This window comes from Lacrimispora sp. (assembly GCF_032078915.1).
GTDB lineage: Bacteria > Bacillota > Clostridia > Lachnospirales > Lachnospiraceae > Lacrimispora.
Window position 1 is genome coordinate 23,810 of the sequence record NZ_DAMAUN010000065.1, and the last position, 10,989, is coordinate 34,798.

At 46.5% G+C, this 10,989-nt stretch carries 9 protein-coding genes; 1 reads left to right on the forward strand and 8 read right to left on the reverse strand.

Features of this window, described 5'->3' with window-relative positions:
* Positions 1-74: 74 nt before the first annotated feature.
* The 8 genes from RT269_RS21240 to RT269_RS21275 form a co-directional block, all read right to left on the reverse strand.
* Positions 75-1,748 (reverse strand): ABC transporter substrate-binding protein, encoded by a 1,674-nt coding sequence (locus RT269_RS21240; protein WP_313185611.1) that lies wholly within the window; start codon positions 1,746-1,748, stop codon positions 75-77.
* 48 nt (positions 1,749-1,796) lie between these two features.
* Positions 1,797-2,783, reverse strand: coding sequence for an ABC transporter ATP-binding protein (locus tag RT269_RS21245; protein WP_313185612.1), 987 nt, complete (start codon positions 2,781-2,783; stop codon positions 1,797-1,799).
* A gap of 26 nt (positions 2,784-2,809) precedes the next feature.
* Positions 2,810-3,778 carry an ABC transporter ATP-binding protein gene (locus RT269_RS21250; RefSeq protein ID WP_313185613.1) on the reverse strand — a complete coding sequence of 323 codons (969 nt, stop codon included), beginning with the start codon at positions 3,776-3,778 and terminating at the stop codon, positions 2,810-2,812.
* Positions 3,779-3,791: 13 nt separating this feature from the next.
* A complete protein-coding gene (locus RT269_RS21255; protein ID WP_331664208.1) occupies positions 3,792-4,640 on the reverse strand; it encodes an ABC transporter permease in 849 nt (282 codons plus the stop codon).
* A gap of 15 nt (positions 4,641-4,655) precedes the next feature.
* On the reverse strand, positions 4,656-5,609 hold the full coding sequence (locus RT269_RS21260) for an ABC transporter permease (protein WP_313185617.1): 954 nt from the start codon (positions 5,607-5,609) through the stop codon (positions 4,656-4,658).
* A 184-nt stretch (positions 5,610-5,793) separates the two neighbouring features.
* A complete protein-coding gene (locus RT269_RS21265; protein WP_313185619.1) occupies positions 5,794-7,233 on the reverse strand; it encodes an amidohydrolase in 1,440 nt (479 codons plus the stop codon).
* Between the two features lie 69 nt (positions 7,234-7,302).
* Positions 7,303-8,712, reverse strand: coding sequence for an amidohydrolase (locus RT269_RS21270; protein ID WP_313185621.1), 1,410 nt, complete (start codon positions 8,710-8,712; stop codon positions 7,303-7,305).
* A gap of 72 nt (positions 8,713-8,784) precedes the next feature.
* The gene (locus tag RT269_RS21275; protein WP_313185622.1) at positions 8,785-9,444 is read right to left on the reverse strand and encodes a cytidylate kinase-like family protein; all 660 of its coding nucleotides are present in this window, start codon (positions 9,442-9,444) and stop codon (positions 8,785-8,787) included.
* 329 nt (positions 9,445-9,773) lie between these two features.
* Here RT269_RS21275 and RT269_RS21280 point away from each other — a divergent pair, with 329 nt between their 5' ends.
* Positions 9,774-10,685: a LysR family transcriptional regulator gene (locus RT269_RS21280; RefSeq protein WP_313185623.1), complete on the forward strand. Its 912-nt coding sequence runs from the start codon at positions 9,774-9,776 to the stop codon at positions 10,683-10,685.
* Positions 10,686-10,989 lie beyond the last annotated feature (304 nt).

The following is a 10,989-nucleotide window of genomic DNA, read 5'->3' on the forward strand; positions in this document are numbered from 1 at the left end:
TTATGTGAAAAGTAGCATAAGCGTGACTGCCCATGCTGCTTTCCTTTTCCTATCCCGCTAAGATCAGCCCGTCTTTATTCCTGGGTCTTCCAGGTCCAGACCGGTATATTTCCAAGGCCCAGATCTTCCAGGCCTATGGCATCTCCCAGCCTCTTGTTAAATGCATAATCCTCATAGGTGGCTGCATAGAAGATAATCGGCTCCTGCTCCAGCCATTCCTTCTGCATATCCTTCACAATGGATACTCTTTCATCATCTGTTTCTGCTTTCATAAAGCTGGTATAGTAGTCATCCCAGGTAGAATCCGGCCAGTTGATAAAGGATGCGGATTCATGCGTCAGCATACTCTTTAAATACATGGGATTGGACTGCATGGTCATGTTAACAAGACCCATTTCCGTAGTGCCGTCATAGAAGCCCGCAAACATGGTGGCTGCTTCTTCTACCTTGATGGTCGTCTTTAATCCTATGGCTTCAAAGTTCTGCTGCATAATGTTGGCAACCTTTTCTCTTGCTCCCGAAGGCGTGTGAAGAGTAACTCCTTTTGCAAGATCAATGGAACCATCGGCTGCTGCGGCTTCAAGCAGGGTTTTTGCTGTCTCCGGGTCGTATTTGTATGTAATGGAGCTGTCATTGTATTTGGTACCGGCCATAATCGGGGATTCCAGCGGAGCTGCCTTTTGAAGCATGGTGCAGATAGCTTCCCGGTTAATTGCCAGACTCAGTGCCTGACGGATCCTGGGATCGGTATAGGACAAATTGTTTACCATCAGCATATACGGCTGTGCCGCCACTTCCTGATGGGCAACATTTAAGTTTGCAGATCCTTCCAGGGAATTAATGTCATCCACGCTCATAGGCGGATATGCCAGATCAATATCACCGGCTAATAATGCGGAGGCCATATTGGAGTTCGCCATGACCGTGATCTTAAACTTTGCAAACTGCGGTGCGCCCAGATAATATTTCTGGTTGGAAGTCATTACCAGCTCGCTTCCCGCAATCGTGCTTTCAAAAACCAGAGGTCCGCTGCCTACCGGATTGTTCCAAAGAGCATTCGTTACATAATCAGCCGGTGCCGTATCCTTTAATAAGTGCTCAGGAAGAGGCTGGTACAGATACAGATAGGAAGGGAAGGTTACATCCTGGGATATGGGCCCCTGGAAAGTGTACTTTAAGGTGTAGTCATCCACAGCCTCCGCACCGATTTCTTCCGCTGTTCCGGTTCTTTTGCCACTGCTGTCCACCCCGGTCAGTATGCTGTACATAAAGGTATGGTTTGCCGTACATGCCGGATCTGTGATCATTCCTGCTGCAAATACATAATCATTTGCCGTTATCGGCTCCCCGTCACTCCACACCGCCTCCTTATTCAGATGAAAGACAATGGACAGACGGTCATCAGCTATTTCCCAGCTGCCTGCATTTCTTGGGGTAACACTTCCGTCCATGGATACATAAAACAGTCTGTCATACAAAAGTCCCAGTACCAGCTGGCTGTAATAGCCGCCCGAAGCTCCATTGTAAGGAATTAAATCCGCCCATGCCGACCCCATTCCCATGGTAACCGCCATGGCGGAATCCGAACTGCCCTCTGCTCCTGCCCCAGAGGTTCCTCCCGCTGCAGACGTTTCCCCTGTTCCTGAAGCTGGTGTTCCCGAGCTGCCCTTACAGCCGGCCAGCAATGAGGCGGAAAGAACTGCAGCCAGTATAAGTGAAGCAGCTCTCCGTAAATTATTTTTTTTCATAAACAATTCCTCCTTTTATTTGTTTTATCCTGCAAAAAATATCAGGAATTAATAAGCCTTTCGTTCCTGTGAATAAGGACATGCCACCAGATGCCCTTCTCCCATGTCCACAAGACCATATTCCAGCCCGGAACAGGCTTCTCTCGCATAAGTACAACGGTTGTGAAACCGGCAGCCTGAGGGTGGATATAAGGGACTTGGAACATCCCCCAGCAGCACGATCCGCTTTTTAACACGGTCTACATCCGGTACTGGAATAGCCGATAAAAGTGCCTGGGTATAGGGATGAAGCGGATTGTCAAAAATTATTTTTTTACTGCCGAATTCCACAATCTGTCCCAAATACATGACTGCGACTTTATCACAAAGATAACGGACCACACTCATATCATGAGAAATAAACAAATAGGATACCCCCGTTGCTTTCTGTGCAGACTTCATCAGATTCAGCACCTGGGCACGTACCGACACATCCAGAGCAGATACCGGCTCATCACAGACAATGAATTTAGGGTCCAGGACCATTGCTCTGGCAATTACAACTCTTTGCCGCTGGCCTCCGGATAATTCATGGGGAAGCTTGTAAAACTGATATTCTCCCATTCCCACGAATTTCAGAATTTCTTCTGTCTTTCTCCTGACCTCTTCTTCCGAGCCCATTTTAAACGCGTCGAGAGGTGCTCTTACGGCTTCAAAAATTGTTTTCCTCGGATTTAAAGAGGCATAGGGATCCTGAAAAATGATCTGCATATATTTCCGGTAAGAACGAAGCTGCTTTCTGTTTTTTCCCACGATCTCCTGTCCTTCAAACTGAATGCTTCCCGAGGTTGCCGGATTCAGGGCCAGAATGGCGCGACCCAAAGTGGACTTTCCGCAGCCGGATTCTCCCACCAGCCCTATGGTCTCTCCAGGAAAAATTTCCAGATCCACACTGTCCACCGCTTTTAAAGTAAGCTTTCTTCTGCTTTTTTCACTCTTAACAGAAAAATATTTTTTTAAATCTTTAACTACCAGCAATGGTTTATTCTCCGCCATATTTTAACCTCCTCATCCATCCGAAGCTAATACAGGAAACATCTTACCTGATGTCCTTCTTCCATCTTCCTTAATTCCGGTGTTTCCTCCTTGCACCGGTCCATGCAGAGGCGGCACCGGTTGCTGAAACGGCAGCCGTTCGGCATCTGGCTTAAAGAAGGAACCGTGCCGTCAATGGTATTAAGCTGGTCCGTATCCTGGTCCAGTCTTGGAATGGATTCCAGCAGTCCCATGGTATAAGGATGCATGCTGTTCTTAAAAATGGATCTGGCACTTCCATATTCCACAACTTCACCGGCATACATGACCAAGACATAATCCGCATTTTCCGCCACCACCCCCATATCATGGGTGATCAGCAGGACCGCCGTATTCATCTGGTTCTGAAGATCCCTCATCAGCTCCAGAACCTGGGCCTGAATGGTCACATCCAAAGCTGTTGTGGGCTCATCTGCAATCAGAAGCGCCGGCTCTGAGGATAAAGCCATTGCAATCATGACCCTTTGCCTCATACCTCCCGACAGGTTATGGGGAAATTCATGCATCCTCTGTTCCGGAGAAGGAATTCCCACTTTTTCAAGCATTCCCGCCGCCTTTTTCCAGGCTTCCTTTTTACTGATACTGTTGTTTGCCTGATACATTTCCACCATCTGATCTCCGATGCGGTAGACCGGATTTAAAGATGTCATAGGCTCCTGAAAAATCATGGATATCTTATTGCCTCTGACTTTTCTCATTTCCTTTAAAGAAAGCATTGTTAGATCCTGGCCTTCAAAGTTAATGCTTCCACCTGCAATGACTGTCGTCTTTTCCGGTAAAAGCCGGAGAATCGTATTGGCAGTAACGCTCTTCCCGCATCCTGACTCTCCTACGATTCCAAGCGTTTCCCCTTCTTTCACAGAAAAAGTCACGTCCTGAATGGCCGTTAAGGTTTCTGTTTTGCTTACCCTGAATTTCACCTGAAGGTGCTGCACATTTAATACTGTTTCTGCCATATCCGCCGCCTCCTTACAATCGTTTCATTTTCGGATCCAGGGCATCCCGGATCCCTTCCCCCACAAAGTTGATGCATACAATGGTAACTACCAGACAAAGTCCTGCGGGAATCCAGATCCACCAGCGTTTTGTCAGTACGATCAGGCTGGTGGCCGCCTGGATAATATTCCCCCATGAAGCCTGAGGCGGCTGGATACCCGCTCCCAGAAAGCTTAATGCCGACTCCGTGATCATGGCACTCGAAATGCGGAATGCCAGAGTTGCCCACAAGGGTGCGATGGAATTGGGAAGTATGGTTTCAAAAAGAATTTTCCTGTCGCCGGTCCCAATGGCATATTCTGCTTCCACATATTCCTTGCTCCTGACCGATAGTACATTGCTGTAAATCAGTTTTCCCACCGCGGGCCAGTTAAGGATTCCGATCAGCAAAATAATAATGGGAACAGATGAACCAAATACCGCGACAAATACAAGAATAAGGACCATGGCAGGAAATGACATAAAAATATCTGCCAGACGCATTATCAGCGTTTCAATTTTCCCCTTGTAATATCCTGCAATCAGGCCCAGAGGCAGTCCCACCGCAACGCTTACCGCTGTTGCCAGAAAACCGATCAGAATAGAAATTCCGCCGCCGCTTATTACCCTGGCAAAAATGTCACGGCCTACTTCATCGGTTCCAAGAAGATGGGCAGTCCCCGGCGCCTGGTTAAAGGCTGCTCCGTCAATGGAATTGGGATCCAGATTCAATGCAACGGGAAGCACTATGACCCCGATTATCTCCAATATGACAATAACCAGGCTGATCACAGCCAGCTTATGCTTTCGGAAATGCCGGATAAATTCACTTTTTCTTTTCAATGTCATGCACCTCCCTTAGTCCAGACGGATTCGAGGATCCAGATATGCGTAAACCAGATCGATCAGCAGATTTGCTATAAGGACCGCAACGGCTATAAGAATGGTGATCCCCATGATGGTATTGTAATCGCGCTGGCTGATGGAAAGAATCAAAAGACTTCCCATTCCGGGCCAGCCAAATACCTGCTCCGTCACCGTGGCGCCACCGGCCAAAAGAGGGACCGTCATTCCAATGGAAGCAACAATAGGAATCCATGCATTCCGTAAAATATGTTTAACTGTTACCGTTCCTTCCGCAAGCCCCTTGGATCTTGCTGTTTTTACATACTCCTCATTCAGCACATCCAACATGCTTCCTCTTGTCTGCTTTACAAAATTCCCAAGAATCTGTATCACCATGACAAAGCAGGGCAGAACCAGATGCCTGATCAAATCCCCCAGATCGTTATTTTTATTTCCGGAATACATTCCCATGGCCGGCAGCACTCCCAGCTTCACAGCGAAAACGTATACCAGAATCAGGGCAATGAAAAAATTGGGTGCAGCGGCTCCTATGAAAGACAGGAAAGAAGATATATTATCCCATATGGAATAAGGCTTTACTGCTGCCATGACCCCGATGGGAATGGCAATCAATAACGAAACAGCAAGAGAAGACAGGGATAAGATCAATGTGGGAATGATCCTTTCTGAAATCAGATTCCATACCGGCTGCTGGGTTCTTGTGGAGATCCCGAAATCTCCCTGTAATACAGCCAGAAGCCAGGTGAAATACCGGACTGCCACCGGCTTATCCAGCCCGTACTGGACCCGAAGCGCTTCTTCTGCTTCCTTGGTCAGCTCTCCTCCTGCCTTGATCATATCCAAAGGACTTCCCGGCGCCATATTGGACAGGAAAAACACAACTGCCGTTATAATTAAAAACGCGGGAATTGCCTGCATAATTCTTTTCAGTATATATTTCGCCATAAGGACCACCTCCAAATGAGTCAAGCGGATATTCGCAATCCGCTTCGCTACTTGTTCATAACCGAATAGCAGCTATCGCTGCTCATCAGGTGGAGCTTGTACTCCACCTGATACAAGCAAGTCCCCCACCCACCGCTTATTGTTTTTCGCATTTGAAGCGGGGGACTTTCTTGATTCGGTTAAATTAAGATATAAACTTAGGAGCGGCTACCCCCTTTTCCATAGGACAGTCATAGACACCATTGTTCTTTTTCATGAATTCCGCTTTTGCATCTGCCAGAATCTGAGGATCTTCCATTACCTGTATAGAGGCCAGCGCCATGGTCTTTGCCGCCAGAAGCATTCCCTTATGGCCGATGGGCGAATTTCCCTGCCCCGTAATCTGCCAGGAATGGCCGGGAGTTCCAAAGGCTGCCGTTGCCGCACTTGCCATCACCGTTGGCGCCACATACCCCACATCTCCCACATCCGTGGATCCTGTCAGGATCAAGCGGTGGTCCGGATCATATGGTGCTACCATATCATCCAGCGGCTGATTCAGCTTCTCTTCCAGCTTTTCTTTTCCGTAACGGCGGGTGATCAGCTGCATAGCATCTGATTTACAGTTATCACTGACTGAATCTGCAAATTTTTTAGCCAGTTCGTAATCTTCCTCTGTCCATTCTGGCGCTCCGATTGAAATCATTGCCTCTGACATCACCTTTGCCAGCACTTCATTGGGAATATAATTGGAATAAGCAGATTCTGTCGCATAGGATACCTCCGTTCCGCACATCAGAGCTGCTCCTTTTGCAATGTTGTCGATTCGCTGGGTGATTTCGTCCAACTGCCAGATATAAGGGGCACGGATGATGTATTTCACTGCTGCATGATCCTGAACCACGTTAGGTGCCGTCCCGCCTGCATCCAGGTAGGCGTAATGAATTCTTGCTTCCTGAATCACATGCTCTCTTAAGTAATTCACTCCCACGTTCATAAGCTCCACGGAATCCAGAGCGCTTCTTCCCAGATGGGGCGCCCCTCCTGCATGGGCGGTCACTCCTTTGAACCTGTATATCCTTGAATAATTTGCTACCATATGACAGTTCGCCACCTCATTGGTGGTTCCGGGATGCCAGGTATAGAAAAAATCCACACCGTCAAAGGCCCCTTCCCTTGCCATAAATGTTTTTCCTGCACCGATTTCTTCAGCCGGAGTCCCAAAATATATGACAGTTCCCGGTTTCCCGGCGGCCTGTAAGTATTCCTTGATGGCAACTGCCGCAGCCAGACATCCGGTTCCCAGCATATTATGGCCGCAGCCGTGGCCTCTGCCTCCCTCTGCCAGAGGATCATGTACCGGACATCCGGCTTTCTGGCTTAAACCAGGAAGAGAATCAAATTCTCCCAAAAGTCCAACAACCGGAGGACCGCTTCCCCAGACCCCCTTGAATGCAGTTTCTATATCCGCCAGGTTTCTTGTTACTGCAAAGCCCTCTTTCTCCAAAGTCCTGCATAACAGATCCGCCGACTTGTATTCCTGATAGCCGCCCTCCGCATACTCCCATACAGCAGCACTGACTTCTATAAATTCTTCTTTCTTTTTTTCGATACTCTCTTCAACAAATGTTTTTGCATCTATCATGCTGTTCCCATCCTTTCCTGATCTATAAGATCTTTAAGATCCATAAGCTTCATGAACTTCATGCTTCTGCTAACCATACATAGGACATTTATAAATTCCTCCGGTCCTCCCGATCCTTTCTTCCTGAGCCCCCTTAAGAAGCCCGGGATCTTTAAATACCTTAACAGCCGCAAGCCCCATGATCTTTCCTGCACACAAAAGCCCCTTTTCTCCTATGGAAGACCCTGTCATTCCGGTCATAAACCAGGAATGCCCCGGTGTTCCCAAAGCTCCTGTTGCCACCGACAAAGATGCTGTAGGCGTCACATATCCCACATCTCCCACATCGGAACAGCCATAAATCATAAAATGCTGTTTTTCATCAAATCCATCCATCTTTGTATCCAGGGGCCGCTCTTCCACCTCTTTCAACCGTTCCGTCCCGTATCGCCTTCCGATAAGGGCTTCCATTTCTGATTTCTGAACAGAATTATACTGATCGGTGAAAGCTTTTGCCAGCTGATAGTCTTCCTCTGTCCAGCCAGGCGCCCCAATTTCCTGAGCTGCATCACTTAAAATCCTGGCTGTAACAAAATTCTGGAAAACATCTGAATACCCCATACGCGGCTCTATCCGGACTCCGGTTCCTGTCATAAGTGTAGCGCCTTCTGCACACTGGATCACTCTCTTTAAAATTTCCTCCGCCTGATAAATTCTTGGCGCCCTTACTCCATAAATCAGCTTGGCATGGTCCTGGACTACATTCGGCGCAGTTCCGCCGGTATCAAGATATGCATATTGAAGCCTGGCTTCCTGGATAACATGCTCCCTCAAGTAATTTACTCCCACATTCATCAGTTCGCAGGCATCCAGAGCGCTTCGGCCTAAGTGAGGCGCCGCCCCCGCATGGGAAGTTGTTCCGTCAAAAGTAACATGAATGGTCTTCACTGCGATCATTTCGGTATTGGTAACTCCATTTACTGAAGCCGGGTGCCAGGCAAAAACACAATCCGTATCCTCAAACTCGCCGTCCCGGGCCATGAGAGGCTTTACCCCCTCTCCCTCCTCTGCACAGCAACCATAATAGATTACTTTCCCCGACTCTCCGGTTTTTTCCAGATACCGTTTTGCCGTAAATGCAGCAATGAGGGATGCCACTCCCAAGGCGCTGTGCCCGCAGCCATGGCCGCAGGCCGCTCCCTCTACAGGTCTTTTTATGGGATATCCCGCCTCCTGGCTGAGCCCTGGAAGCGCGTCATATTCCCCAAGAAAGCCAACAGCCGGATGTCCCTCTCCAAATTCTGCAATAAATGCGGTGGTTCTTCCGCAAACATTTTTACGGACGGAAAACCCCTCTTCTTCCAGCACCTGGCATAACAGCTCTGAGGATTCAAACTCACCGTCTGATATCTCTGCATATTCCCAGATCTTGCGATGTATCTCAAACATAAAAGCTTTCAGCTCTTCCGCTTCCGTTTCTACAAATTCAAGTTCCTTCATAGTTTTCCTCCCTATTTAAAATAAAAAACGGAAATGTGTTTTCTTCACATTCCCGCTTCGGAATCCTGCTTTTTAACTGATGCTCCTCATATATTCCTCATACCATTTTTCTCCCATCTTCAGTTTCAGGCACTTCTTTATCATTTCAATACACCCTTCATCTCCCAGCCGTGCGCTGTTTAAGGTCACATCATAATTGACCGGATTGGTCCAGTAATTTCCTCCTGTATAATACTTATAGTAATCAGCCCGGTATTTATCGGTTTTGACGATCAGCTGCTCCGCTTCTTCTGGTGCGATGTCCATTCGGTCCACCACCCGGGCAATGCAGTAATCCCTGGGAGCTTCTATGTAAACACTTACTATATTCTTTCTTTCCTTTAGAATATAATCTGCACACTTTCCTACGATAATACAGGACTGCGTATCAGCCAATTCCCCAATAATCCGCTTCTGATATTCAAACAGCTTTTCATTGGATACGAATGCAGACGTATTGGGCCTGGGAGAAAACAGTTTCGGCAACCCCGCCAGTCTTGCCGCTAACAAGGATCCGTTCAGCTTTTCATCTGCTTCCATAAAATAATGCTCATCGTATCCGCTCATCTGAGATGCCAAAGTTAGGATTCGGTTCTCATAGCTGTGAATTTTCAACTCATCTGCCAGTCTGGAAGCAATTTCTCTTCCTCCGGTTCCGAACCCCCGTGCAATGGTGATAATAAAGTTATCCATACACTTTCCCTCCTTTTCCACTGGTCCGCCGAAATTAAAAGAAACAAAGGCATACCAACACCTGTCAGCACGCCTTTGTTTTCCTGCAGCAATTATGTAACGAAGTATAGCACACTCCTTCTTATCAGGCTAATACATTTTACAAATCAATCTATATGTTTTTCATATGGATAATATTTTTTTATGCCATTTTTCATCTTTACAAAAAAATTACACAAAAATATTGTAGATTTTATCCCAATATTTTCAGAATGCTTACGGATAGTTTTTATTGTTTTTTCACAAAAGAAGAACTATAATGTTAATATCTTTTTATAGGGAGGTCTCATATGGATATCAAACAATTGAAATATTTTCAAGTCATTGCAGAAGAAAAACATATCACTGCCGCTGCAAAAAAATTGAATATGTCCCAGCCTCCCCTGTCCCAGCAGCTGAAGCTGCTGGAAAATGAGCTTGGCTGCGCTTTGTTCATCAGAACCTCAAAAAGCATGGAGCTGACACCGGAGGGCCAGTATTTACTTCAACAGGCCAATCAGATATTAAAAGATCACAATTCCATCATCAGATCATTTCTTAATATGAAAAACGGAAAATCAGGCAATTTGGGCATCGGAGCCATCTGTTCTGCTGCTGCAGAATATCTTCCCAAAACTCTGCCTGAATTTTACCGTTCCAATGAGGACATCCATATTCAGGTCTTCGAAGATACTACCGCCGGTATTCTGAATATGCTTGATGATGAATCCATCGAACTTGGAATCGTAAAAGAACCATTTGATCACAACCAGTATGACCATTACTATATCGAAAGCCTGAACCATAGAAATCAATTTGTATCGGTTGCAAGAGCTCATCACTTTACCCCGGGTTCCGACCGCATCAGTCTTCTGGATCTGGATAATGCGCCTCTGATTCTTCACAGCACTCACCGCTCTATCATCATACATGCCCTTGAAAGCGCGGGTCTTAAAGCCCAGGTGACCTGGACAGCCAACAATATCCACACTATGCTCCTTTGGGCTGGTCAGGATCTGGGAATCGCAGTCATGCCTTATGATTCTTCATCTTTGTCCAAATATATGGCCGAAAGCAAAGATATTGCTATTAAAACTCTGGATAATCCCTGTTTTTCTTCCTATACTTCACTGGTCTGGACAAAAAACCATACTCTTTCTCCATCTGCCAAGCTACTGATCAATTATATAAAATCCCGGGAAGCCGCTTCCACTGTAATCTGATATACATCGTGAAGAAGGACGATATCTTCCTGCCCCACATTAATAACAATACTTTTACTGCTTTTTGAAAATCAGGCAATTCGCAACACAGGTAGTTAGTGAGTGAATTTTTACCGAACTTTCACTTTGCTCTGTAATAGGATTAAGATATCTAAAAGGTTATTTCTATAAAAAGCCACTTTGTCAAGCGAAAGTGACTGGGGTTAAGACTGGGGTTAAGACTTGAATTCAGTATGTATAATAAGCTATCTGTGAAACTGCTGACAGTCCTGGAACTCTAATATTCCCTGATAAAAAATTAACT

Excerpts from the sequence above, each read along its gene's own strand:
- RT269_RS21240 (WP_313185611.1), bottom strand. The coding sequence starts at position 1,748 with ATGAAAAAAAATAATTTACGGAGAGCTGCTTCACTTATACTGGCTGCA.
- RT269_RS21245 (WP_313185612.1), bottom strand. The coding sequence starts at position 2,783 with ATGGCGGAGAATAAACCATTGCTGGTAGTTAAAGATTTAAAAAAATAT.
- RT269_RS21250 (WP_313185613.1), bottom strand. The coding sequence starts at position 3,778 with ATGGCAGAAACAGTATTAAATGTGCAGCACCTTCAGGTGAAATTCAGG.
- RT269_RS21260 (WP_313185617.1), bottom strand. The coding sequence starts at position 5,609 with ATGGCGAAATATATACTGAAAAGAATTATGCAGGCAATTCCCGCGTTT.
- RT269_RS21265 (WP_313185619.1), bottom strand. The coding sequence starts at position 7,233 with ATGATAGATGCAAAAACATTTGTTGAAGAGAGTATCGAAAAAAAGAAA.
- RT269_RS21270 (WP_313185621.1), bottom strand. The coding sequence starts at position 8,712 with ATGAAGGAACTTGAATTTGTAGAAACGGAAGCGGAAGAGCTGAAAGCT.
- RT269_RS21275 (WP_313185622.1), bottom strand. The coding sequence starts at position 9,444 with ATGGATAACTTTATTATCACCATTGCACGGGGGTTCGGAACCGGAGGA.
- RT269_RS21280 (WP_313185623.1), top strand. The coding sequence starts at position 9,774 with ATGGATATCAAACAATTGAAATATTTTCAAGTCATTGCAGAAGAAAAA.